The following is a 23,320-nucleotide window of genomic DNA, read 5'->3' as shown; positions in this document are numbered from 1 at the left end:
AGGCCGATCGCTGCACGTCGTCGTGCGACTGATCGGTGTCGGGGGAACCGCGATCAGTACGTCGGCAGGCCGTGCGCGCGGAATTGTGCCCGCACGCGCTCGGTCAGCTCGGGTGCGGGCGCCGGCGTTCCGTCGAGCTCATAGCGACGGCCCAACGCATCCCACTTGTCACGACCCATCTGGTGGAACGGCAGGACCTCGACCCGTGTCACCATGCCGGGCCGGATGAGGGCGAGCGAGGCTGCGTACTCCGCGACCTTCTCCACGTTGTCGACGTCGTCGGTGAGGCCCGGCACCAGCACGAAACGGATCCAGACCTCGGGTCCGTCCGCGCGCTTGGCGAGTCGGCGTCCGAACTGCAGCGTGGGTTCGAGTTCACGCCCGGTGACTTTCCGATACGTGTCGGGGTTGCCGCTCTTGACATCGAGGAGCACGAGATCGACGTCGTCGAGCATCGCATCCGTCGCCGCAGCGCCGAGATAGCCCGACGTGTCCAACGCCGTGTGCACGCCGAGTTCTTTCGCTCCGCGAAGGATGCGCGCGGCGAACGCGGGCTGCATGAGCACCTCGCCGCCGGAGAGCGTGATGCCGCCGCCGGTCGCGCGGAAGACCGCGAGATAGCGGCGGATGCGGGTCAGCAGCTCGTCGCTGGTGACGCTCCGCCCGTTCTTCATGGCCATCGTGTCGGGGTTGTGGCAGTACAGGCACTGAAGCGGGCAACCGCTGAGGAACGTCGTCAGGCGGGTCCCGGGACCATCGACCGCGGTCACCAGCTCCCACGAATGGACCGATCCGAGGCGTCCTTCGCGCATCGCCGTGAGGCGGTCGTGGTGTGAAGCGTCCGAGGTGGTGAGCCCATCGAGACCGGCGCCCGCGCGCCGCAGCGCGGGCGCCTGGAGGGGGACCTCCAGGCGCACCGCGTCGGCGGGGACGTCGCTCTTCACCGCGACGTCACACTCGGGGCGACGCAGGATCGTCGCAGCCATGTCATCGACTCTCTCTGTTGATCCCGCGCGTCAGATCGCGCCGTGGAATGTGCGCGACAGGACATCGAGCTGCTGCTCGCGCGTCAGTCGCACGAAGTTCACGGCGTAGCCGGACACACGGATCGTCAGCTGCGGGTAGTTCTCGGGGTGCTCCATGGCGTCTTCGAGAGTGTCCCGGTTGAGGACGTTGACGTTCATGTGGTAGCCCTGAGAACCGACGTAGGCGTCGAGAAGACCCGCCAGGTTGGCGATCTGCTCGTCCTTCGTCCGGCCGAGACCAGAGGGGACCACCGTGTTGGTCAGCGAGATGCCGTCCTGAGACTGGTCGTACGGCAACTTGGCGACCGACAGCGCCGAAGCCAGCATCCCGTGGGTGTCGCGGCCGTTCATCGGGTTGGCACCCGGAGCGAAGGGCTCTCCGGCGCGGCGGCCGTCGGGCGTGTTGCCGGTGGCCTTGCCGTAGACGACGTTCGACGTGATCGTCAGCACCGACTGGGTCGGCATGGCGTTGCGATACATCGGGTGACGACGGATCTTCGCCATGAAACGCTCGACCAGGTCAACGGCGATGTCGTCGGCGCGGTCATCGTCGTTGCCGTAGGTCGGATACTCGCCCTCGGTGATGTAGTCGACCACGACACCGCGATCGTCGAACACCGGGGTGACCGAGGCGTACTTGATCGCCGACAGCGAGTCGGTCGCGACCGAGAGGCCGGCGATGCCGCAGGCCATCGTACGCAGCACGTCCTTGTCGTGGAGCGCCATCTCGAGGCGTTCGTAGGCGTACTTGTCGTGCGACCAGTGGATGCAGTTGAGCGCCTCGACGTAGGTCTCCGCGAGCCAGTCCATCGTGAGGTCGAACCGGGCCATGACGTCATCGAAGTCGAGTCGTCCCTCGGCGACGGGCGCCGCAACGGGGGAGATCTGCTTGCCCGAGACCTCGTCGCGGCCGCCGTTGATGGCGTAGAGGAGGGTCTTGGCGAGGTTGACGCGAGCGCCGAAGAACTGCATCTGCTTGCCGACGCGCATCGGGCTCACGCAGCACGCGATCGCCGCGTCATCACCCCACGCCGGCCGGATGATCTCATCCGACTCGTACTGGACGGCGGACGTGTCGATCGAGACCTGAGCGCAGAAGTCCTTGAAGCCCTGCGGAAGGTTGGGGCTCCAGAACACCGTCATGTTGGGCTCGGGGGCCGGGCCGAGGTTGTAGAGCGTCTGCAGGTAGCGGAACGAGTTCTTTGTGACGAGGGGACGACCGTCTTCGCCCATACCGCCGATCGTCTCGGTGACCCACGTCGGGTCGCCGGAGAAGAGGGCGTCGTACTCGGGAGTACGCAGGAAGCGGACGATGCGGAGCTTGATGACGAAGTCGTCGATGATCTCCTGGGCCTCGGACTCGGTGATGAGGCCGGCGGCGAGATCGCGCTCGATGAAGATGTCGAGGAAGGTCGAGGTGCGGCCGAGCGACATCGCCGCGCCGTTCTGCTCCTTGACGGCACCGAGATATGCGAAGTACAGCCACTGGACGGCTTCACGGGCCGTCTTGGCGGGGCCGGAGATGTCGACGCCGTAGGAGGCAGCCATCTGCTTGAGCTCGCCGAGCGCGCGGATCTGCTCTGCGTGCTCTTCGCGCATCCGCACGACTTCTTCCGTGAACGGCGTCGTGTCGAGGCCGAGCTTGTCGACCTTCTTGGCGGCGATCAGCGCGTCGACGCCGTAGAGCGCGACGCGGCGGTAGTCGCCGATGATGCGGCCACGGCCGTAAGCGTCGGGAAGACCCGTGATGATGTGCGAGCTGCGCGCGGCACGGACGTTGGGGGAGTACGCGTCGAAGACACCCTCGTTGTGGGTCTTGCGGTACTTCGTGAAGACCTCTTTCAGGCTCTCGTCAACCTCGTAGCCATACGTGTTGAGCGCGCCTTCGACCATGCGCCAGCCGCCGTTGGGCATGATCGCTCGCTTGAGCGGCGCGTCGGTCTGCAGACCGACGATGAGGTTGTCATCGTCACTGATGTAGCCGGGCGCGTGCGCAACGATGCTCGCGGGAGTGTGGGTGTCGACATCGTAGATGCCCTTTTCGCGCTCTTCCGGGAACATGTCGCTCAGCGTCGACCACACACGCGTCGTGCGGTCCGTGGGGCCGGCCAGGAACGTCGCGCTACCGGTGTAGGGCGTGTAGTTGCGCTGGATGAAGTCGCGGACGTCGATGTCGTCCTGCCACGGTCCGGTGGTGAATCCGGTCCAGGCGGCGGGCTGCACATCTTGTGCGGCGGGGGTGAGAGTAGTCATCGGGATCGCTTCCTTATCCTCGTGGGATCGGCTCTTCAAGGGAGTCGTGCTCTCAGGTTAAACCTTGTGGTCCGACCACACCGGAAGGTGCACGGAATCGACAATGAAAACGTCGATGACGGCAAGATTCTCGTAGTCAGTCCACAAGCATCCCGCTCTCGGAATGGTGTCAGGACAGCGGGCGCGTGGGGTCCGAAAGCGGGGTCGACTCATCCGGGTACGGAACATGCCACGAGGGCTCCGGGACGGCCCAGCCCGCATCGCGCAGCGCGCGCCGCGCAAGCTCTCGCGCCGAGTAGGGCGTGCGGACGCCGCGGATGTCGCGGTAGTCCTGATGGCCGGGACCGGCCCATAGGACGGCATCACCGTCACCGACGAGCTTCACCGCTTCGAGGATCGCGCGCTCCGGGGGTGAGTACTCGTAGATCTCGGCATCCGGCTGCGCGCGCCGAGCGCCTTCGATGAGGGCGCGCCGGATCTCATCCGGATCCTCGTGGCGAGGGTGGTGGTCGGTGACGATCAGGACGTCGCTGCCGAGCACGCCCGTGCGCCCCATGTCGTGGCGTTTGGTCTTGTCACGGTCGCCATCGGCGCCGAACAGCATGACGACGCGTCCCGGTGTCACGCGCCGGACGGCGGCGAGCGTCTTCTCGAACGCATCCGGAGAGTGGCCGAAATCGACGTAGACGGCAGGACCGTCATCGCCCGAGACCCGTTGTGTGCGTCCCGGGAGATGGGCGTCGATTCGGCGACCGCCGAGAGCCGCGACAAGCCGCGACCAGTCGTAGCCGGCCTCGAGCAACATGACGATTGCGAGCCCGGCATTGGCGGCCATGTGCCGACCGATCACCGGGACCGTGGTCGTCAGCGTCCCGGCGGGACCTGTGAGGGTGAACTCGGTGCCGTCCTGGCGCTCGGCGACGATGTGCACGGTCCAGTCGGCGGGAGTCTCGGGATCGGTGGCGATGTCCGGCGTGATGATGGTCACGACGGGCACATCGCTGCGAGCGGCGACCTCGGCTCCGTAGCTCGAATCGAGGCACACGACACCGCGACGCGCGCGATCGGGGCGGAAGAGCGGGAGTTTCGCCTCGAAGTACTCGCGCATGTCGGCGTAGTCGTCGAGGTGATCGTGGGTGAGGTTCGTGAAGCCCGCGACATCGAAGACGATGCCGTCGACACGGTGACGGCTGAGGGCCTGTGCACTCACCTCGACCGCCACAGCCTCGACTCCGCGCTCGCGCATGAGCGCGAGAAGTGCGTGGAATTCGCTCGCTTCGGGGGTCGTCAAGCGCGAGACGATGACCTCGCCGGCGATGTGTCGTTCGGCGGTGGAAGACAACCCGGTGACGACATCGAGCTGGCCGAGGATGCCCTCGAGGAGATGCGAGACACTCGTCTTGCCGTTGGTGCCGGTCGTCGCGAGGAGCACCGGCAGGTCTTCGGACGTTGCGTAGACCCAGGCCGACAGGTCGCCGAGGATCGCGCGCGGGTTCGCTACGACGACGATCGGCAGCCCGGCCGGGGCGGCGATGGCGGCGCCGGCGCCATCCGTCACGATCGCGACGGCACCCTTCTCGGCTGCGGTCATCGCGAATTCGGCGCCGTGACGGTTGACGCCCTGGATCGCGACGAACGCCTCGCCGGCGCGGAGGTCGGCGGTGGCGAGGGTGAGGCCGGTGAGGATGACGCCTGATCCGTCACCCTCGATGCGGCCGTCGAACCGCTCGGCGAGCTCCACGAGGAATCGCTCCGGCGGGCGGGAGGGCCGGAGGACGGGAGGCAACTGGGCGGGAGTCGAATCGCTGGGCATATCCCGTCCATCCTCTCACCCGGGGGCGGCGAGGCGGGGACGCGAATCCCCGCCTCGCCGTGCTCACGCGCGGCGGCGGAAGAGCGCGACGCCGAGCGCCGCGAGCGCGACGACCAGCGCACCGCCGGACAGCCACAGAGCCGTCGGGTCGGCGGCGGGAGCGGCCTCGGCGTGGTCGGTCGCCTCGGCGTGCTCATCCGTGTCGGCCTCGGCCTCGGCGTGGCCGTGGCCGTCCGTGGCGGCGACCTCACCGACGGCGACGACGGGTGCCGGCGCCTCGAGGTCATCCGCGGTCTGGCCGTCGGTCACGACCTCCGCCCAATCGGTTTCGCCGGTGACGCACTCCTGAAGGATCGGGAAGGCGACGTCGGAGTCCGAAACGGACGACGCGAAGATGACGTCCATTTCGACGCTCGCCGCGATCCCGTTCTCGACCGGGGTGACGGCGGTGTAGGTCAGCTGCGTCGGAATGCCGTCGTCGCCGGCGACGCGGGTGATGGTCCACGCCCCGTCGAGAACGGGGGTTGCGCCGTCGATGCCCTCGGGCAGATCGAACACGAGCGCCGTGGTCGGGGAATCCTCGCACCCGTGGCTGAAGCTGAAAGCCAAGCGCGTCGACGCTCCGGCGGCCGAGTCTTCCGGCGTCACGTGGACGTGTGCCGACGCGGCCAGCGGGGCAGCGACGACCAGGGCGGCACCGGCGAGGACGCCGGCGAAAAGGCGCGCGCGACGGCGTGCAGGGGTTGTGGTGTTCATGCGATCTCTCTGTGTCTGTGAAGAAGGGATGCCGCCGGAGCGGCGTTGCTCAGTGAGCGAACGCCGGCGGCCCCCGTCGTGACATAGAAGTGAGGATCAGGACGGCGTGCAGGCGCGGTCGCCAGGACACCGGACGTGGGGGTGCGGCGACCGGAAGTGCGCGGGGATCGGGCGCACGCAGCACGCGCCGGATGCCGCGGGCGGTGGCCGCCAGCATCCGCTCGCCGGTCGCGAGCAGGAACGTCGTGACGACCGCCGCGACGGCATGCCCGGCGGTCATCCCGGCGTCCGTCGGGGACAGCGCTACATCGAAGGACGCAAGAGTGTGCATGTGGCCGTGGAGAGTCGCGGGAGCATCGGTGCCGACCGCAGCGAAGGCGGTGTGCAACATGATCTGCGCGACGGCGACGGTGCCTGCGAGCCGGGGAAGCGAGGGACGCCGGCCGATGAGCGCGACGGCGATCGGCACCGCGAGCACGGTCACGGCGAGCAGGAGCCAGAGCGGGGGTGCGCCGCCGCCGGAGAGCGTGTGTGCCGTGGAGGCGAGGATCGTCGCCACGAACGCCGCGGCCGAGCCGCGGAGAACCCGCAGTCGGCGTGCTCGCATCCGCTCTTTCTGCACGCCTGAAGCCTACCGGCCCGACGGGGCAGCCACGGCTGGGCCAATTCCAAGCGTCGGCAGGTAGCGTGATCGCTCGTGACCGTCATTGCCTTCATCATCGGTGTCGCCCTGCTCGTCGTGGGGCTCGCCGTCTCGATCGCGCTGCACGAGATGGGGCACCTGCTGCCGGCGAAGAAATTCGGCGTGCGCGTGGGGCAGTACATGATCGGTTTCGGACCGACCCTGTTCTCGCGTCGCTTCGGCGAGACCGAGTACGGCGTCAAAGCGATCCCGCTCGGCGGCTACATCTCGATGGCCGGCATGTACCCGCCCTCGCCGTCGGCGAACGGAGAAGGCAAGGCGGGCGGCGGCTTCTTCGCGACGATGGTGCAGGATGCCCGTTCCGCCAACGACGACACGCTCGCCGCCGACGACACTCACCGCAACTTCTACGAACTGTCGGTCTGGAAGCGCGTCGTCATCATGCTCGGCGGCCCCGTCATGAATCTCCTCCTGGCGTTCGTGCTGTTCGCGATCATCTTCAGCGGAATCGGTGTGCAGACCGCGACCACGACGATCGCGTCGGTGAACGAATGTGTGCTGACCGCCGCTGACGACCCCGACCGTGCGTGCACCGATGCCGATCCGGCATCACCGGCGGCGGAGGCCGGCATCCTGCCGGGCGACATTCTCGTCTCGGTCGACGGCACCCCGGTCGACACGTTCGCCGAGGCGTCGGCGATCATCCAAGCCTCGCCCGACACGGCACTCGAGGTCGTCGTCCTGCGAGATGGCACCACGCAGAGCCTGCAGGTGATGCCGATGCTCGCCGAACGTCAGGTGCAGGGCGCCGACGGCCAGGTGACCACCGCCGAGGTCGGCTTCGTCGGGATGACCGCGACGGTCGATTATGTCCGTCAATCGATCTGGTCGGGCCCCGAGGCGGCGCTCGAGCAGACGCAGCAGGTCGCCGGGATCATCTGGCAACTGCCGGCCAAGATCTACCAGACCGCCGCCGACATGGTCACCGGTCAGGAGCGCGACCCGAACGGCCCGTTGTCCGTCGTCGGTGCCGGGCGCCTGGCGGGGGAAGTGGCGTCGGTCGATGCCCCGATCCTGAACCGCGTGTCAGGGCTCCTGGGACTTCTCGCATCGCTCAACATCGCGCTGTTCGTCTTCAACCTGATCCCCTTGCTGCCGCTCGACGGCGGCCACGTGGTGGTCGCGTTGTGGGACGGCATCAAGCGCGCCTGGGCGAAACTGTTCGGTCGCCCGGCGCCGAAACCGGTCGACGCGACCAAGCTCGTCCCGGTCACGTTCGTCGTGGTGATCGGCCTGATCGTGATGGGCGGCATCCTGATCCTGGCGGACGTCGTCAATCCGATTTCGCTCCTCGGCTGAGCGGCGGGGCTCAGCTGAGCGCGTGGGTGACCAGGCGCTCGAGCGTCGTCAGACCGTCGCGCGACAGGATCGACTCCAGGTGGCCCTGCACCGACGCGTAGCCGGGGCCGCGGAGCGCGTACACATCGCCGGATGACGGATCGGCCGAGACCGCCGTCTCACCGATCGTCTCCGTGCCCGCGGGGACCCGCGCCGTGAACGTGTTGTAGAAGCCGATGGAAGCCGGGACCCCGAAGAGGTCGACGGTCTTCTGCAGTCCCTGATGCGGGGCATCGAGCGGCGCGAGTGCGATCCCGAGCCGGTCGGCGAGGATCTGATGGCTGAGGCAGACCGCCAACAGCGGCCGCTCTGCGGTCAGTCGTGCGTGGACGACGGCGCGCATTGCCGCGATGCGCGCGTTGTCGTCGTCGCGCGGGTCACCGGGGCCGGGGCCCGCGACGACGAGATCGACGTCGTCGAGCGTCAGCGGGTCGACCTCGGTCCACGGAGTGATCGTGACCGTGAAGCCCAGGTGGCGCAGCTGGTGCGCGAGCATCGTGGTGAAGCGGTCCTCGGCGTCGACGACGACGGCGGTGCGTCCCGACGCGGGGGCTTCGCCACCCTGGGGGTTGAGCCAGAAAGCCGCAAGGCGCGCATTGCGCGACGCGAGCAGTTCGGCGATCGCCGGGTCATCCGCGAGGGCCCGCGCCGGCGCGGTCGGCGCATCGAGATCGACGGCGGATTCCGCGACGGCGTCGCGGGGGACGGCGCCGATCGCTCCCAGAACACCGGCGGCCTTGCCGTGGGTCTCGCCGACCTCGCCGTCCGGGTCGGAGTGGCGCACGAGAGTCGCGCCGACCGGCACACGCAGAGTGCCGTCCTGGAGATAGGCCGTCCGGATGAGGATCGGCGCATCCAGATCGTGGGTGCCGTCGGCGCGTGGCGTGAACAGTGCCGCGACACCGGAGTAGTACCCGCGCGGGGCGCGCTCGTGCCGCCGGATGACGGTGCAGGCATTCTGCATGGGCGAACCGGTCACGGTCGGGGCGAACATCGTCTCGCGGAGGATGTCGCGCGGATCCATCGTGCTCTGGCCACGGAGCATGTACTCCGTGTGCGTGAGGCGGGACATCTCCTTGAGGTGCGGCCCGGTGATCCGGCCGCCGTCGCTGCAGACTGCCGACATCATCTTCAGCTCTTCGTCGACGACCATGAAGAGCTCTTCGGTCTCCTTCGTCGAGGAGAGGAACTCGGTGAGGGTCGCCGCGGTCGCCCCTCCCGCCGGATGACGGAAAGTCCCCGAAATCGGGTTCATCGTGACGACGCCGGCCTGCGCGCTGACGTGCGCCTCCGGGCTCGCGCCCACCGCGACGTGCCCGTCGGTGACGATGAGGAAGGTCCAGTAGGCGCCGCGTTCGTGTTCGAGGAGAGCGCGGAACCAGGTGAGTCCGGCCGTGACCGGGTCTTCGTCGATGGATGCCGTGAAATCACGTCGGATGACGAAGTTCGCGCCCTCGCCGCGACCGATCTCGTCGGCGATCACGCGGCGGACGATGTCGGCGTATTCGTCATCGGCGATGTCGAAGCCTGCGGCGTGGAGCGGCACGGGGGCGGTCGGCAATGCACCGAGCGCCTCCTCGAGCGGGAGGTGGGTGTGCTCATCGACGACGAGACACCGCAGCGGGGCGTGGTCGTCGTGGCACTCGAATCCGCGCTCGATGACCTGGCGGAACGGTACAAGGGCAAGCACTTCACGCGGGGCGCCGACGGCATCCGTCAGCGGAATGTCGGCCAGCAGAGCGACGTCGACGACAGCGCCGGTGAGGACCTCCACCGTCGCGCCGTCGCGCGCGATCAAGGCGAACGGGCGACCGGAGCGCCGGAGCGCGTCCAGGTGAGCGGGGCTCGGGATCATCGCCGGGCCTTTCGTATCATCGGGCGGGCCATCGTCGCGGGAACGAAAAGACCGCCTCAGCGGGCGGTCTGCTTGTTCGAACGCACACACCGCTTCAGCGGGTGGGCCACCACGATGCGCGTGCGAACATGCGGTCACACTAGCACGCGGCGGAGACGGCGATCCGGCGCCGGTTCGCGGCATCCGCTCAGGTGAACACCGGCCGACGGGCGTCTCGGGGTCGTAGGCTGGGAGGCGTGCCAGCAGTCAATCTCGGGATGCCGCGCGTGCCGGACGTTTTGTCCCCCCGCCGCAAGAGCCGTCAGATCAAGGTCGGAAAAGTCCTCGTCGGCGGTGACGCTCCCATCAGCGTCCAGTCGATGTGCACGACGCCGACGACCAACATCAACGGAACGCTCCAGCAGATCGCCGAGCTCACGGCATCCGGCTGCGAGATCGTGCGTGTGGCCGTCCCCAGTCAGGACGACGCGGATGTGCTGCACATCATCGCGAAGAAGAGTCAGATCCCGGTCATCGCCGACATCCACTTCCAGCCGAAGTATGTCTTCCAGGCGATCGACGCCGGCTGCGCCGCCGTCCGCGTCAACCCCGGGAACATCCGCAAGTTCGACGACCAGGTCGGATCGATCGCGAAGGCCGCGAAGGATGCCGGGGTGTCCCTCCGCATCGGCGTGAACGCCGGATCGCTCGACCCGCGTCTGTTGCAGAAGTACGGCAAGGCGACGCCCGAGGCGCTCGCCGAGAGCGCGCGATGGGAAGCATCCCTCTTCGAGGAGCATGACTTCCACGACTTCAAGATCTCGGTGAAGCACAATGACCCGATCGTGATGGTGAAGGCCTACCGCCTGCTCGCCGAGATGGGTGACTGGCCGCTGCACCTCGGCGTCACCGAGGCCGGCCCGGCGTTCCAGGGCACGATCAAGTCCGCGACGGCCTTCGGCATTCTGCTGTCGGAGGGCATCGGCGACACGATCCGCGTCTCGCTCTCTGCGCCGCCGGCCGAAGAGGTCAAGGTCGGCCACCAGATCCTGCAGTCGCTGAACCTCCGCGAACGCAAACTCGAGATCGTGTCGTGCCCCTCGTGTGGGCGCGCGCAGGTCGATGTCTACTCGCTGGCTGACAACGTCACCGAGGGCCTCAAAGACGTCACCGTCCCGCTCCGCGTCGCGGTCATGGGCTGCGTCGTGAACGGTCCGGGTGAAGCACGTGAGGCCGACCTGGGCGTCGCCTCCGGTAACGGCAAGGGCCAGATCTTCGTTAAGGGCGAGGTCGTCAAGACCGTCCCCGAGGCCGACATCGTCGCGACCCTCATCGAGGAAGCGCGCCGCATCGCCGATGAGATGGGCCCCGACGCCCAGATCGGCACGGCGCAGGTCATCACCGCCTGATCTCAATGCATGCCGTGATCGTTATGCGCTGCGGCCAGCGCCACATCGCTCCGGTGTGCAAGGGCTACCTCTCCGCGTCACGTCGCCCCTGTCGCTGCCGCAGAGGCTGTCCCCGCAGCCTTGCGAGCGCGTTGATAGCGGTCTCCGCTGCCTCCCGCCGCACCTCCTGAGCTCATCGCATGCTGCGACCGACATGCGATGAGCTAGATCGTCACACCCCCGTTGCCCGTGAGGCAGGTTCCGGATGTGAGGATGAAGGCGTGAGGATCCATCGCATCCTCTCCGTCGCCTGAACCGCCGACCGATATTCTCGCCGCCACGATCGACGCGGCTGTCACCAACGCGCGTTCCACGTGGGACGCGCAGCGCGCCGATGTCGCGCCCACGTGGTGGACGCTCGACGCGTGCGCAGATCTGCACGAGAGCATGTCGTTGGAAGCCGCCGCCGGGCCGTACGTCGACGGCTGGTGGGAGGGTTCGGAGCAGCCCGAGATGGCGCTTCTGAGATCGGCCGACGTAGAGCAATACTGCCCGTGGTACACGGATGGCGATGCGACAGGGTCCGACGCCCCGTTCCACATCGGCAACACCACGATCGCACCCGGCGCCGCATGGAATTGGCCCGCGATCCTCGCCACACCGGGAATGGAACCCATCTCGGTCGCCGGTGCTGAGGATGCTGTCGTCGCGACGACGTTCGGGATCGTCTACGCAACCGACGGCGTGAACGTGATCTCGGTCTCCGCGGGGGACGACATCGCCCAGGTCGCCGACATCGCCGGCCGCGCACTCTCCGCACTCGCGGCTGGCTGATCGCCACCGCCTGAGGCGGAGACGGATTCTGCCGTCTCGAGAGACTCCCGAGTACTCAGCTCCAGAGGGAGTGGTAGGCGTTGATCGCGGGCTGGCCACCCAGGTGGGCGTAGAGGACGGTGGAGTCCTTCGGGATGTCGCGTGAGCCGACGAGATCGATGAGGCCCGCGAGGGACTTCCCCTCGTAGACGGGGTCGGTGATCATCGCTTCCAGCTGCGCGCCGAGCGCGATCGCGTTCATCGTCGAGTCGACGGGGATGCCGTACAGGTCGCCCGCCCACCCCTCGAGAACCTGGATCTCGTCGTCGCGGAGATCGCGGCCGAGCTCGATGAGCGCGGCGGTGTTCCGGGCGATGCGCCCGACCTGGTCGCGGGTCTTCTGAAGCGTGGCGGAAGCGTCGATGCCGATCACGCGGCGTTTGACTCCCGTGAGGTCTTCGAGCGCGGCGAAGCCCGCAATCATCCCGGCGTGGGTCGAACCGGTCACCGTGCAGACGACGATCGTGTCGAAGAACACCCCGAGCTGCTTCTCCTGCTCGGCGACTTCGAAGGCCCAGTTCGCGAAGCCGAGTCCGCCGAGCGGGTGCTCCGACGCGCCCGCGGGGATCGGGTACGGCGTGCCGCCGGCCATCTCGACCTCTTCGAGCGCCTGCTTCCACGAATCCCGGATACCGATGTCGAAGCCGGCGTCATCGAGCCGCGAGTCGGCGCCCATCATGCGCGAGAGCAGGATGTTGCCCACCTTGTCGTTGGTGTCGTCGTCCCACGGCACCCACTTCTCCTGCACCAGCCGAGCCTTGAGCCCGAGGTGTGCGGCGACCGCGGCCACCGCACGTGTGTGGTTGGACTGGTACCCGCCGATCGAGACGAGCGTGTCGGCGCCCGCGGCGAGCGCATCGGGAACGATGTATTCGAGCTTGCGCACCTTGTTGCCGCCGAAGGCCAGGCCGCTGTTGACGTCTTCGCGCTTGGCCCAGACCTGCGCGCCGCCGAGGTGCTGTGTGAGGCGCTTCAGGTGCTGCAGCGGGCTCGGGCCGAACGTGAGTGGGTGGCGGGGGAACTCGTGCAGCTTCATGCGTGCGGTCCTTTTGTGTGGGGGTCGGGGTCGGTGAGGGGGCCGAGCGTCTGCCAGGTCTGCTCGGCGAGTCGGGCTGCGCCGTCGGCGTCGCCTGCGGCGCACAGCGCGGTGAGCCTCTCGTGGCGCTCGACCGATTCGGCGCCCTCGTGGGAGGCGAACCGCAACCGCTCGGCGCGGTGGAGCACCGGCTCGTACTGCGCGATGACCGAGCGGACAGCAGCGTTGTCCGAGACCTCGAGCGCCACAGCGTGGAAGTCGGCGTCGGCGCGGAGGGCGCCGTCAATGTCGCCGGCGGACCGCGCGGCGGCGAAGGCGACGTTCGCGTGCCGCATGCGATCCAGATCGCGGTCGCTCAAGAGGGGCACGGCGTGGCGCACCGCGAGCGCGTGCATGGCCGCCACGACGGCCCGGGCATCGCGGACACTGCGTTCGTCGATCGGTGTGACGACCGTCGAACGACCGGGGATCGCGCGGACGAGCCCGGCTCGGCCGAGCTCGAGCAGCGCTTCACGGACCGGAGTGCGGCTGACGCCGAGCCATGTGGCGAGCTCGCCGTCGCGGAGTTGCTCGTCGGGAGCAAGCGTGCCGTCCACGATCGCGTCGCGGAGCCGCGCGAAGACATCGTCGCGGAGGAGTCCGCGCGGCGGCAGGGTCTCGGACGGAATAGGCATGATATGCAATATATCGCATAATCCACCAGGCCGTGAATGAGGGTCAGCGTGCGACGCGTGCCGAAAGCAGGCTGGATCGTGTCGCGCCGGGCCAAGAGCGGCCGAAGAGGTCGATTCAGCCTGCAACTCGCACGGGTGGGGTGACGAGGACGACGCCAGGACCGCGCTCAGGCGGGAACGAGAGTGACGACTCCGTCGGCCACCGATGCCGACGTGAGCCGGAGGCGCACCGCGGTCCCGGGCGCGGCGGTGAGCTCTTTGATCTTGGCGACGACGGGCGGGTCGTGCAGCTGCACGCGCGCGCCGTCCCCGGCCTGGCGGAGCACGATCCCGGTGAACTCCTGGCCCTCGCGTCCGTGCAGCAGAGCCGCTTCGACGCGGTCCAGGGCGCCTGCGGCGAGCTGGCTCGCCTTCTGCGAACTCCGCGCCATCAGATCCGGGAGGGCGCCGAGGCTCCCGCGGGCCCACGCGGGGACCTCCCGTCCGTTCGCCAGCGCTTCGCAGATCACGAGCGACCACCGGTCGACGAGTCGGCGCAGCGGCGCCGTCGTGTGGGCGTAGGGCGCGCCGATCGCCGCCTGCATGATCTCGTCGGGCACGGCGCCGTCGAAAGTGACATACCCCGCTCCGCGGAAGAGACCGGCCGCGTACTCCCGCACGGCGCGCTCGAGGGGACCTCGCCCGAGGCTGCGCAGGTAGTCACCGTAGGGCACCGCCTCGGCCCAGGGCCGCCCGAGTGCGATGGTCTGCGCGCGGAATGCCGCGACGGCGGCGGGATCAGCCGGCGGCATGGTCCGCAGGATGCCGACCTTTCCACGCACCATGATCTCGGCGGCGGTCATCCCCGTCAGCAGAGACACATGCGCGTTCCAGTCTTCGAGGGGCACGCCGTCGGATTGCTCGATCCGGTACCCGTCGCCCTCGGCGGTCACCCGTGTTTCGGGCATATTGAGGCTCGCACCCCCGCGCTCCCGCTCCCGCTCGGCGCGCTGGTGCCCGAACCACGCCAGGGCCGCGAGGGACGCGGGCGCCGCGCCGGCCTCGATCGCTTGCTGTGCGTCCTCGTAGCTCCACTGCGCGCGCGAGCGCACGATGCCGCGCACCAGGATCGTCGCCCGCGGACGTGCCCCCTCGTCGAGCTCGAACCGCCAGACGTAGGCGCGACGGTCGCAGCCGGGCAGCAGCGATGCGGCATCCTCGCTCAAGACGGGCGGATGCAGGGGGATCCGCCCGTCGGGTGCGTACAGTGTCTGGCCGCGGCGGCGCGCCTCGGCATCGACGGGACCGTCGGGCGCCACGTACGCCGGGACGTCGGCGATCGCGTAGTGAAGGACGGCACCGGATGCCGTCCGCTCCAGGTGCAGGGCCTGGTCGAGGTCGGTGGACCCTACCGGGTCGATCGTGAGGAACTCGATCTCGCGTAGATCGGCGAGTCCGGCCGCGGCCGGATCGGTCGATACGGCGCTCGCCGCTCGTTCGGCCGCGGCCTGGACGTCAGGCGGAAAGACCGCGGGCAGGGTGAGCTCGTCGCGCAGCTCCTGCAGGGCGGCAGCGAGTTCTCCGCGTGCCCCCGGAGGGACGAGGTGTGAGCGGCGAGGGAGCACGGGGTCAGTGTAGGCGGCGCCCCGCCGACGGGGAGGGATCGGCTGGCTAAGCTTGGTCCTCGTGGTCACCCGTCTCAGCACATTCTTCCTCCGCACGCTCCGCGAAGACCCGGCCGACGCCGAGGTCACCAGCCATCGGCTGCTCGTGCGCGCCGGATACATCCGCCGCGCTGCACCCGGCATCTTCACTTGGCTGCCACTGGGTCTGAAGGTCAAGGCGAAGATCGAAGGCATCATCCGCGACGAGATGACGGCCGCGGGGGCATTCGAGGTGCATTTCCCCGCGCTCCTTCCCCGCGACCCGTACGAGCAGTCGGGACGGTGGACGTCGTACGGCGATGGGATCTTCCGGCTGCAGGACCGTCGCGGCGCCGACTATCTGCTCGCACCGACGCACGAGGAGATGTTCACGCTTCTCGTGAAGGACCTCTACTCGTCCTACAAGGATCTGCCCCTGACGATCTACCAGATCCAGGACAAGTATCGCGACGAGGCCCGTCCCCGTGCCGGGCTCCTGCGCGGGCGCGAGTTCACGATGAAGGATGCGTACTCCTTCGACTACACCGATGCAGGCCAGGATGCGTCGTACCAGTCGCAGCGCGATGCCTACGAGCGCATCTTCCAGCGCCTCGGGCTCGAGTACGTCATCGTCGCCGCCGACAACGGCCTGATGGGCGGAGCGCGCAGCGAGGAGTTCCTGCATCCGATCGCCGTGGGCGAGGACACATTCGTGCGTTCGGCGAACGGCTATGCCGCCAACGTCGAGGCGTTCACGACGGTCGCCCCGGCGCCGATTGCGCTCGACGGCCTGCCCGCTGCGGTGATCTTCGACTCGCCGAACACGCCGACGATCGACACGCTCGTCGCGCACTCCAACGCGGTGCTGGCGGGGGAGTACACCGCCGCCGACACGTTGAAGAATGTGGTCCTGGCCCTCACTCATCTCGACGGTTCGCGTGAGCTCGTCGTCGTGGGTCTTCCGGGCGACCGTGAGGTCGACGACAAGCGTGCCGAGGTCGCCTTCGCTCCGGCGGCGGTCGAGCCCGCGACGCCCGAGGACTTCGAGAAGCACCCGCTGCTCGTCAAGGGCTACATCGGTCCCTGGTCACCGGAGGGTGCGATCCTCGGAGAGGAGTCGGCCACCGGCATCCGCTATCTCCTGGACCCGCGGGTCGTGGAGGGTACGGCGTGGATCACGGGTGCCAACATCGATCAGAAGCACGTGCACTCGCTCGTCGCGGGTCGTGACTTCGACGGCGACGGATTCGTCGAGGTCGCCAACGTCCGCGCCGGTGACCCCGCGCCGGACGGTTCGGGTCCCGTCGAGATCGCGCGCGGTATGGAGATCGGCCATGTGTTCGCACTCGGGCGCTTCTTCGCCGAGACGCTGGGGCTCAAGGTGCTCGATGAGAACGGCAAGCTCGTCACCGTGACGATGGGTTCGTACGGCATCGGGGTCACGCGCATCCTCGCGATCCTCGCCGAGCTCAACAATGACGCGAAGGGTCTCGTCTGGCCGGCGTCGATCGCGCCGTTCGATGTTCACGTGGTGGCGACGGGTCGAGACGCCGCGGCGTTCGCGTTGGCCGAACAGGTGTCGGCGCAGCTCGAGTCCGCGGGGCTGGACGTGCTCTACGACGACCGCCCGAAGGTCTCGCCCGGGGTCAAGTTCGGCGACGCCGAACTGGTCGGAGTGCCGCTGATCGTCATCGTCGGCCGCGGTGCCGCCGACGGTGAGGTCGAGCTGTGGGATCGCCGTACCGGCGACCGCGATGTCGTGTCGGTCGCCGACGCTCTCGCGCGGCTCACGGCATCCCGCTAGAAGAACAGACATGGATATCGAGCCCGCCTTCGCGACCGTCGCCCTCGTCTTCGAGATGATCGGCGCGCTCGCGATGTCCAGCGGGTTCGTGGTCGCCGTGGTCCTCGGCGTCCGCGCGCTCCGTCGCGGCGACGGCGGGCAGGCCGCGTTCCAGATCCTGCGCACGACGCTCGGCGCCGCGATCCTGCTGGGCTTGGAGGTGCTCGTCGCAGCCGACCTGATCCGCACGATCACCTCGAAGCCGTCGCTGGAGGATGCCGTCATCCTCGGACTCATCGTCCTCATTCGGACGGTGCTGTCGATGTCGATCCAGATCGAGATCGAGGGCGTCCTGCCGTGGCGTCGGGCGCTCCTTACGAGCGGCGGTCAGGTCATCGGCGACGCAGTGGCTCGGGACCGCACGGCGTCGGCCGCGACCCGTACGACGTCGGCCGGTGACACAGAGCGCGAGGGCCGGCTCTGATGAGCCACTGCTGCGCCCTTGCACGTCATCTCGTGAAGGTCTCGAGCACCTCCGCTGCTTGCACAGCACCGCCGGCCGCGGTGAGTTGTTCCGAGATTTCCCGCGCACGTTCCCGGTAGCGAGCGTCTGTGCGCACGCGGTCGACCGCCGCGCGGATGTCGTGAGGTTCGGGCCGCCCGGTGCGGAGATTGATTCCGGCTCCGGCGGCATCCACCCGTCCGGCGACTTCGGGTTTGTCGAGGTCGCCACCCCCGACGACGAGCGGCACGCCGTGGGAGAGCGCTGTCAGCACGCCACCCCATCCACCGTTGGTCACGAGCAGGTCCGCCCGGGGAAGCAGGTCGTCGAACGGCAGCATCGCGGAGGTCCGAGCGTTCGCGGGCACGGGGAACGGGAGAGAATCCTCCCCGCGCACACCGGTTGACGCGACGACGAGCGCGTCAACGTCGGCGAGCGTCTCCCACGTCGGATGCAGCAGGTCCGTCGGATCGACATTCTGCGTGCCCTGCGTGACGGCGATCACCCGTCGCCCCTCGAGGTCGCCCCACCAGGACGGGCGCGGAACGGGCTCGGGTACGGCGAGTCGTCCGACCCAGTGCAGCCGGGCGGGCCGATCCGGTAGGTCGAAATCGAGCGCGGGCACGCCGGAAGCGAGAATCAGCCCCGGGGACCACACCTGACGGTCGAACCCGACGGGGGCTTTCGCCAGACCGACCGCCTCACGCGCGCACCTCGTGCCCGCGCGCGACGAGGGCCGCCGCCACCGCCGCGAGGGGTGCGACGTGGCCCGAGAAGGGCATCGCCGTCAGGAAGAACCGCGCCATGGCCTCAGTGTGGCGCGGTGCGTCGGTCTTGTCACGGGGCCCCGCTGTGCGGCTATCAGCACTGGATCTTGCCGTGGTTCACGATGTCGTCGTCAGGCGTGTCTTTCGTGACGAGCGAGCGCAGCATCCCGGCCGCCATCGCGATCTTGCCCTTCGCCGGCTCCCAGAACTCCGTCACGGTCGGGGTCACCTTCAGCAGCACGATCCCCGGGGTGTCGAGTCCGTCTTCGAACCAGATGTCGAGCGAAGCGGTGTACAGCTCGTCCATCTTCGCGGCGTCGTGCACGACGCTGGCCACACCTGCCACCGAGACGTACCGCATCCCCTTCGCGTCGCAGTACGAGAGGCCGACGTCGCGATGGGCGCGTGCCTCGTCGACCTTTTCCGTGTCTTCGGAGGTGAAGAACCAGATGTCTCCCGCGTCATCCATCTGGCGCGTCGACATGGGCCTGCTCACGAGGTGCCCGTCGTCGTCGACCGTCGTCAGCATCGTGAAGTCGATGTCCTCGACGAGTTCCTTGACGCGCGCGAGGGCTTCCGTTCCAGTGATCTCAGTCATGGTTTCACGGTGTCACTGACTCCGGAAACGGGGCAGGGGATTGACAACGCTCCGTTCACTCAGCGGACACCGGGTGCTCGTCCGACGTGCCAGGCTGGGTGCATGACGGAGAGCTCCATCCCGCCCGAAGCCACCGATGACATCCGTGCCCTGTTGACGGATGCCGGGGTGACCCATGATCCCGACTTGGTCGCCCGCATCCTTGCGACCGGCGTCGGACTGGGCCTCGACGGCACCGATCGCCTCGATCTGAAGATCACGTCGGCGGCGTTGACGGAGATGCGCGCCGCTTTCCGCCTCTTCGCGCCGTATCGGGGCATCCCGAAGGTCACGGTGTTCGGCTCCGCCCGCACCCGGCCTGATGACGCGCTGTACCGGCAGGCGTCGGCGGTTGCCGCGGTGCTCGCCGAGCGCGGGTGGATGGTCGTCACCGGAGCGGGTCCCGGGATCATGCAGGCGGCCGCGGAGGGCGCCGGTCCCCACCGGTCGCTGGGCGTGTCGATCCGGCTGCCGTTCGAGGAGAAGCCGAACGCCGTGATCGCCTCGACCGCGAACAACGTCGCGATGAAGTACTTCTTCACCCGCAAGCTCATGCTGGTGAAGGAATCCAGCGGATTCATCTGCGTGCCGGGCGGATTCGGCACTCTCGACGAGATGTTCGAGTTGCTCACCCTGCAACAGACCGGAAAAGCCGAGCCGACACCGATCGTGCTGCTCGATGCGCCCGGCGGTGACTTCTGGATGGGGTTCAAGCGATACGTCGATGAGCAGTTGATCCCCGCCGGCGTGATCTCACCCGATGACCTCGACCGGGTCCTCATCACCGACTCGGTCGACGCGGCGGCGGCGGAGATCACCGGGTTCTGGCGCAACTACGACTCGCTCCGCTGGGTCGGTGGTCGGCTCGTGCTGCGCCTGCGGGCAGAGCCGACGGCGGAGGAGGTCGCCGCTCTGAACGCGCGGTTCGGTCATCTCCTTTCCAGCGGAGAGATCGAACACCGTGGACCGTTGCGCGTCGAGCGCGACGATGACGACCGCATCCATCTGCCGCGCCTGGTCATGCGCTACGAGCAGGTTCAGGTCGGATCCCTCTTCCACCTCATCCGAGCGGTCAGCGCGCTCGGGAGCGCTCCGGAACCAGCGGCTCCGCCCCATCCGGCAACCTGAGCTCAGAGGCGCGCGTAGCGTGCGCGGAAAAAGCAGAAGACGCCGTACGCGATGAACCCCGCGCCGACGAGGCCGACCAGAAGCGGCCCGAGGAAGACGTCCAACAGGGCTTGGATCGCCCCGTCGAGGCCGCCGGCCGATTCGGCGTCGACTTTCACAGCGGCGACCACCAGCAGCACGCCGACGATCGTGAGCGCGACGCCCTTCGCGACGAAACCCACGACACCCAGGGTTGCGACGACCGCGCCCGTCGGCCCCGACGGGAGGGAGATCTTCTTCTCGAAGCTCCGACGCACTCCCATCACGACGAACGAGATCCCGCCGATTCCGATCCCGACACCGATGAGTGCGAGCAGCCACGACCCGCCCGGGAGATTCAGCACCCCGCGACTCGCCGCTTTGGCGGCACTGTCGCCGCTGGGTTTCGCGCCGAGGGCAACGGAGGCGGCAATCGTCCCGAGCGCAACGAACACCACCGCCTGACCCCACTCCGATACGCGCACGCCCCACTTCTTCACGTCCGAGGCGTGGCTGGCGACGATGCCCTCCAGGACGTGCCAGATTCCGAGTGCCCACAGCAACGCGGCAAGGATCCACAGCGCGGCGAAGCCGAGCGGGGCGGCCGCGATCGCCAAGAAGGCGCCGGCCTGGTCGCTCTCGCCGCGCGCCCCGGATGCGATCGTGAGCACGATCACCCCGATGAGCGCATGCACCACCCCGTTGGCCGCATACCCGCCACGAGCCAGCGCTCGCAGCGGGGTGCTGCTTTCGGCGTCGCGTACCGCGGCCTTGACCGGGTGTTCGCTCACGTCACGATTCCGGGTCGACCGGATCACGGGTTGCGGCCGTCAACCACGGCGGTCCGAGGGGGACGATCCGGCGTTGCATCGTGCGCCAGTAGAACTTCTCGACAAGCATGTACGCCGCCAACGCGGAGGCCGCGAGCAAGAACCATGCGCCGATGACGCCCAGGGCATCCGAGGAGGCGAAGTACCCGATCGATTCGAGGCCGAGTCCGATCGAGACGCACAGCAACGTGAGCGGAAGGACCGTGTTGTGCAAGGCCCCCGCGAACATGAATCCGAACGCCAGGATCGCGAACACCATCGCGAACAGTGGGCGAGCGGGCCCGGAGACCTCGAAGAACCCGAGTTCGCCCCCGAGGAGGAAGCCCGGCATACAGATCCAGTACCAGCCGAACGCGTTGTAGACCATGAAGTGGAAGTCGTCGCCGATGAAGTACGACAGCATCCCGGCCGTCACCTGAACGACTCCGCCGAAGACCGCACCGACCCAGAACACGGCGCTCTCGTTCTGCACGCCGAGGTGGGCAAGCTGGGCCGTGAGAGTGGCGATCACGAAACCGAGAAGCCCGATCAGGCCGGGATCGGCGGGGGACATCGGTGCGGGGCCGCTCTCACGGGCGACGCGACTCGCGCTACGCAAACTCATTCGCCCAGTATGGCCCGGGTCGGAGTCCTCCGGCATCCCCCGCCCGATGGAGCGGCGATCGGGTAACGTTGATGGGATGGCGCCGGGGTGACCCGACGTCGAGAGCTGAATAGGGAGGCCAATGTGGATATCGATCTGGGACTGCTGCGCACGGTGGAGCGCGAGAAGGAGATTCCCTTCGAAGAACTGGTCCACATCATCGAGCAGGCCATTCTGACGGCCTACGCGAAGCACACCTCCCCGGACGACGACCTTCCGGCCGGTGCCCGCGCGGTGCTGGACCGCAAAACCGGTCACGTCGCCATCTTCATGCCTCTTCTCGACGAGGACGACATCGTCGTCGGCGAAGAAGAATCCACGCCCGACGATTTCGGCCGCATCGCTGCTTTCGCAGCGAAGCAGGTCATCAGCCAGCGCTTGCGCGACATCGCCGACGACGCGATTCTCGGCGAATTCAAGGGCAAGGAAGGCGACATCGTCGCCGGCGTGATCCAGCAGGGTCCGAACCCCCGCATGGTCCACGTCGACCTCGGCACGATCGAGGCCATCCTCCCGCCCGAAGAGCAGGTCGCCGGCGAGGAGTATCCCCACGGTGCGCGTCTGCGTGTCTACGTCACGGGCGTCTCGAAGGGCACGAAGGGCCCGCAGATCACCGTGTCGCGCACGCACCCGGGGCTCGTCCGCAAGCTCTTCGCGCTCGAAGTTCCCGAGATCGCATCGGGTCTCGTCGAGATCGTCTCGCTCGCACGCGAGGCGGGGCACCGCACCAAGATCGCCGTGAAGGCGAACGATCCCGCCATCAACGCGAAGGGTGCGTGCATCGGCGAACTCGGACGCCGCGTCCGCGCCGTCACGGAAGAACTCGGTGGCGAGAAGATCGACATCGTCGACTACGACCCGGAGCTGGCGAAGTTCGTCGCGAACGCCCTGTCGCCCGCCAAGGTGACCTCGAGCTTCGTGCTCGACGCGACGATCAAGGCCGTCCGCGCGCTCGTGCCCGACTACCAGCTGTCCCTCGCGATCGGCAAAGAGGGTCAGAACGCCCGCCTCGCGGCCAAGCTCACGGGCGCCAAGATCGACATCCAGCCCGACAGCATCTTGGAAGACGCGTGACGGGGTAGGATGGAACCTGTTCGAACGTGCGTGGGATGCCGCGCGCGCGCTCCCCGCTCCACACTTCTTCGGGTTGTGGAGCAGGCCGGTGTCCTCGTCAGTGACGAGAAGGCCGTCCTTCCCGGGCGAGGCGCGTGGGTGCATGCCACGGATGACTGCGTGAACACCGCCATCCGGCGTCGCGCTTTCGAACGTGCATTGCGTGTGTCCGGTCCGCTGGACACGCAGACCTTTCCCACCACCCACCAGCGAAACGGCTGAACGGCTATGGACTCACAGTGAACGGCTCGAAATGAGACCCGTCCGCCAATAACGGTCTGCCCTGTCCGGGGGAGACCTCAGACAGGAGAATTGTGGCTAACGCCAAACCGCGCGTGCACGAGATCGCTTCCGAACTCGGTGTCGACAGCAAGGTCGCGCTTGCAAAGCTGAAGGAGCTCGGCGAATTCGTCAAGAGCCCCTCATCCACCATCGAGCCCCCCGTGGCTCGCAAGCTCCGCGCTGCCCTCGAGGCAGACGGCGCCGCCAAGCCCGCTGAGTCGGCGCCCGCCAAGCCCGCCGCTGCGGCACGCCCGTCCTCGGGTCCGCGCCCGGGCCCGGCGCGTCCGGCGCCTGCTCCGGCA

22 protein-coding genes are annotated in these 23,320 nt (G+C 68.2%); 9 read left to right on the top strand and 13 right to left on the bottom strand.

The features are described 5' to 3' along the window. Window positions 1-53: 53 nt before the first annotated feature. The 5 genes from pflA to N4R40_RS06505 form a co-directional block, all read right to left on the bottom strand. Window positions 54-986 carry a pyruvate formate-lyase-activating protein gene (gene pflA / locus N4R40_RS06525; protein WP_261606562.1) on the bottom strand — a complete coding sequence of 311 codons (933 nt, stop codon included), beginning with the start codon at window positions 984-986 and terminating at the stop codon, window positions 54-56. Between the two features lie 30 nt (window positions 987-1,016). Then, window positions 1,017-3,278, bottom strand: a complete 2,262-nt coding sequence (gene pflB, locus N4R40_RS06520) for a formate C-acetyltransferase (RefSeq protein WP_261606561.1) — start codon at window positions 3,276-3,278, stop codon at window positions 1,017-1,019. Window positions 3,279-3,447: 169 nt separating this feature from the next. After that, window positions 3,448-5,091, bottom strand: a complete 1,644-nt coding sequence (locus tag N4R40_RS06515; protein ID WP_261606560.1) for a Mur ligase family protein — start codon at window positions 5,089-5,091, stop codon at window positions 3,448-3,450. A gap of 63 nt (window positions 5,092-5,154) precedes the next feature. Next, on the bottom strand, window positions 5,155-5,847 hold the full coding sequence (locus tag N4R40_RS06510; RefSeq protein WP_261606559.1) for a DUF1775 domain-containing protein: 693 nt from the start codon (window positions 5,845-5,847) through the stop codon (window positions 5,155-5,157). 49 nt (window positions 5,848-5,896) lie between these two features. Further along, window positions 5,897-6,469 (bottom strand): hypothetical protein, encoded by a 573-nt coding sequence (locus N4R40_RS06505; RefSeq protein ID WP_261606558.1) that lies wholly within the window; start codon window positions 6,467-6,469, stop codon window positions 5,897-5,899. Between the two features lie 75 nt (window positions 6,470-6,544). Here N4R40_RS06505 and N4R40_RS06500 point away from each other — a divergent pair, with 75 nt between their 5' ends. Further along, window positions 6,545-7,849 carry a M50 family metallopeptidase gene (locus tag N4R40_RS06500; RefSeq protein WP_261606557.1) on the top strand — a complete coding sequence of 435 codons (1,305 nt, stop codon included), beginning with the start codon at window positions 6,545-6,547 and terminating at the stop codon, window positions 7,847-7,849. 10 nt (window positions 7,850-7,859) lie between these two features. Here the strand turns inward: N4R40_RS06500 and N4R40_RS06495 are convergent, their stop codons facing one another. Continuing rightward, the gene (locus N4R40_RS06495) at window positions 7,860-9,743 is read right to left on the bottom strand and encodes a chorismate-binding protein (RefSeq protein ID WP_261606556.1); all 1,884 of its coding nucleotides are present in this window, start codon (window positions 9,741-9,743) and stop codon (window positions 7,860-7,862) included. 236 nt (window positions 9,744-9,979) lie between these two features. Here N4R40_RS06495 and ispG point away from each other — a divergent pair, with 236 nt between their 5' ends. Both ispG and N4R40_RS06485 read left to right on the top strand, forming a co-directional pair. Next, window positions 9,980-11,131 (top strand): flavodoxin-dependent (E)-4-hydroxy-3-methylbut-2-enyl-diphosphate synthase, encoded by a 1,152-nt coding sequence (gene ispG, locus N4R40_RS06490; RefSeq protein WP_261606555.1) that lies wholly within the window; start codon window positions 9,980-9,982, stop codon window positions 11,129-11,131. A gap of 426 nt (window positions 11,132-11,557) precedes the next feature. Further along, a complete protein-coding gene (locus N4R40_RS06485) occupies window positions 11,558-11,944 on the top strand; it encodes a hypothetical protein (RefSeq protein WP_261606554.1) in 387 nt (128 codons plus the stop codon). 55 nt (window positions 11,945-11,999) lie between these two features. Here N4R40_RS06485 and N4R40_RS06480 read toward each other — a convergent pair whose 3' ends face one another. The 3 genes from N4R40_RS06480 to N4R40_RS06470 all read right to left on the bottom strand — a co-directional run bounded on the left by N4R40_RS06480 (window position 12,000) and on the right by N4R40_RS06470 (window position 15,297). Beyond that, window positions 12,000-13,019, bottom strand: a complete 1,020-nt coding sequence (locus N4R40_RS06480; protein WP_261606553.1) for a 1-aminocyclopropane-1-carboxylate deaminase — start codon at window positions 13,017-13,019, stop codon at window positions 12,000-12,002. Next, on the bottom strand, window positions 13,016-13,693 hold the full coding sequence (locus N4R40_RS06475; protein WP_261606552.1) for a GntR family transcriptional regulator: 678 nt from the start codon (window positions 13,691-13,693) through the stop codon (window positions 13,016-13,018). Before N4R40_RS06475 ends, N4R40_RS06480 begins: the two co-directional genes overlap by 4 nt. Before the next feature lie 167 nt (window positions 13,694-13,860). Next, complete coding sequence (locus tag N4R40_RS06470; RefSeq protein ID WP_261606551.1) at window positions 13,861-15,297, bottom strand: RNB domain-containing ribonuclease; 1,437 nt, start codon at window positions 15,295-15,297, stop codon at window positions 13,861-13,863. A 61-nt stretch (window positions 15,298-15,358) separates the two neighbouring features. On the opposite strand from N4R40_RS06470, the gene N4R40_RS06465 reads away from it, so the two are divergent. Both N4R40_RS06465 and N4R40_RS06460 read left to right on the top strand, forming a co-directional pair. Beyond that, the gene (locus N4R40_RS06465; protein WP_261606550.1) at window positions 15,359-17,119 is read left to right on the top strand and encodes a proline--tRNA ligase; all 1,761 of its coding nucleotides are present in this window, start codon (window positions 15,359-15,361) and stop codon (window positions 17,117-17,119) included. 10 nt (window positions 17,120-17,129) lie between these two features. Then, window positions 17,130-17,582 carry a DUF1622 domain-containing protein gene (locus tag N4R40_RS06460; RefSeq protein ID WP_261606549.1) on the top strand — a complete coding sequence of 151 codons (453 nt, stop codon included), beginning with the start codon at window positions 17,130-17,132 and terminating at the stop codon, window positions 17,580-17,582. 25 nt (window positions 17,583-17,607) lie between these two features. On the opposite strand, the gene N4R40_RS06455 is transcribed toward N4R40_RS06460, so the two are convergent. Next, window positions 17,608-18,225: a glycosyltransferase gene (locus tag N4R40_RS06455; protein WP_261606548.1), complete on the bottom strand. Its 618-nt coding sequence runs from the start codon at window positions 18,223-18,225 to the stop codon at window positions 17,608-17,610. A gap of 236 nt (window positions 18,226-18,461) precedes the next feature. Beyond that, window positions 18,462-18,965 (bottom strand): pyridoxamine 5'-phosphate oxidase family protein, encoded by a 504-nt coding sequence (locus tag N4R40_RS06450; protein ID WP_261606547.1) that lies wholly within the window; start codon window positions 18,963-18,965, stop codon window positions 18,462-18,464. 102 nt (window positions 18,966-19,067) lie between these two features. On the opposite strand from N4R40_RS06450, the gene N4R40_RS06445 reads away from it, so the two are divergent. Continuing rightward, window positions 19,068-20,132: an LOG family protein gene (locus tag N4R40_RS06445; protein ID WP_261606546.1), complete on the top strand. Its 1,065-nt coding sequence runs from the start codon at window positions 19,068-19,070 to the stop codon at window positions 20,130-20,132. A gap of 2 nt (window positions 20,133-20,134) precedes the next feature. Here the strand turns inward: N4R40_RS06445 and N4R40_RS06440 are convergent, their stop codons facing one another. After that, entirely contained in the window at window positions 20,135-20,941 is an 807-nt protein-coding gene (locus N4R40_RS06440) for a DUF1206 domain-containing protein (protein ID WP_261606545.1), read from the bottom strand. Between the two features lies 1 nt (window position 20,942). Continuing rightward, complete coding sequence (locus N4R40_RS06435; protein WP_261606544.1) at window positions 20,943-21,584, bottom strand: acetate uptake transporter family protein; 642 nt, start codon at window positions 21,582-21,584, stop codon at window positions 20,943-20,945. A gap of 123 nt (window positions 21,585-21,707) precedes the next feature. Here N4R40_RS06435 and nusA point away from each other — a divergent pair, with 123 nt between their 5' ends. The 3 genes from nusA to N4R40_RS06420 all read left to right on the top strand — a co-directional run. Beyond that, the gene (gene nusA / locus N4R40_RS06430) at window positions 21,708-22,697 is read left to right on the top strand and encodes a transcription termination factor NusA (RefSeq protein ID WP_261606543.1); all 990 of its coding nucleotides are present in this window, start codon (window positions 21,708-21,710) and stop codon (window positions 22,695-22,697) included. Between the two features lie 9 nt (window positions 22,698-22,706). Continuing rightward, window positions 22,707-22,958, top strand: coding sequence for a YlxR family protein (locus N4R40_RS06425; protein ID WP_261606542.1), 252 nt, complete (start codon window positions 22,707-22,709; stop codon window positions 22,956-22,958). Window positions 22,959-23,071: 113 nt separating this feature from the next. Next, window positions 23,072-23,320 (top strand): translation initiation factor IF-2 N-terminal domain-containing protein (locus N4R40_RS06420; protein WP_261606725.1); only part of this gene is annotated, 249 nt, incomplete at its 3' end.

Origin of the sequence: Microbacterium memoriense (assembly GCF_025398275.1) — a bacterium.
GTDB classification, from domain to species: Bacteria; Actinomycetota; Actinomycetes; order Actinomycetales; family Microbacteriaceae; genus Microbacterium; species Microbacterium memoriense.
The sequence above is the reverse complement of the archived record's forward strand: the minus strand, read 5'-3'. Positions and strand labels throughout refer to the sequence as shown.

Excerpts from the sequence above, each read along its gene's own strand:
- pflA (WP_261606562.1), bottom strand. The coding sequence starts at position 986 with ATGGCTGCGACGATCCTGCGTCGCCCCGAGTGTGACGTCGCGGTGAAG.
- pflB (WP_261606561.1), bottom strand. The coding sequence starts at position 3,278 with ATGACTACTCTCACCCCCGCCGCACAAGATGTGCAGCCCGCCGCCTGG.
- N4R40_RS06515 (WP_261606560.1), bottom strand. The coding sequence starts at position 5,091 with ATGCCCAGCGATTCGACTCCCGCCCAGTTGCCTCCCGTCCTCCGGCCC.
- N4R40_RS06510 (WP_261606559.1), bottom strand. The coding sequence starts at position 5,847 with ATGAACACCACAACCCCTGCACGCCGTCGCGCGCGCCTTTTCGCCGGC.
- N4R40_RS06495 (WP_261606556.1), bottom strand. The coding sequence starts at position 9,743 with ATGATCCCGAGCCCCGCTCACCTGGACGCGCTCCGGCGCTCCGGTCGC.
- N4R40_RS06485 (WP_261606554.1), top strand. The coding sequence starts at position 11,558 with ATGTCGTTGGAAGCCGCCGCCGGGCCGTACGTCGACGGCTGGTGGGAG.
- N4R40_RS06480 (WP_261606553.1), bottom strand. The coding sequence starts at position 13,019 with ATGAAGCTGCACGAGTTCCCCCGCCACCCACTCACGTTCGGCCCGAGC.
- N4R40_RS06475 (WP_261606552.1), bottom strand. The coding sequence starts at position 13,693 with ATGCCTATTCCGTCCGAGACCCTGCCGCCGCGCGGACTCCTCCGCGAC.
- N4R40_RS06460 (WP_261606549.1), top strand. The coding sequence starts at position 17,130 with ATGGATATCGAGCCCGCCTTCGCGACCGTCGCCCTCGTCTTCGAGATG.
- N4R40_RS06450 (WP_261606547.1), bottom strand. The coding sequence starts at position 18,965 with ATGACTGAGATCACTGGAACGGAAGCCCTCGCGCGCGTCAAGGAACTC.
- N4R40_RS06445 (WP_261606546.1), top strand. The coding sequence starts at position 19,068 with ATGACGGAGAGCTCCATCCCGCCCGAAGCCACCGATGACATCCGTGCC.
- N4R40_RS06435 (WP_261606544.1), bottom strand. The coding sequence starts at position 21,584 with ATGAGTTTGCGTAGCGCGAGTCGCGTCGCCCGTGAGAGCGGCCCCGCA.
- N4R40_RS06425 (WP_261606542.1), top strand. The coding sequence starts at position 22,707 with ATGGAACCTGTTCGAACGTGCGTGGGATGCCGCGCGCGCGCTCCCCGC.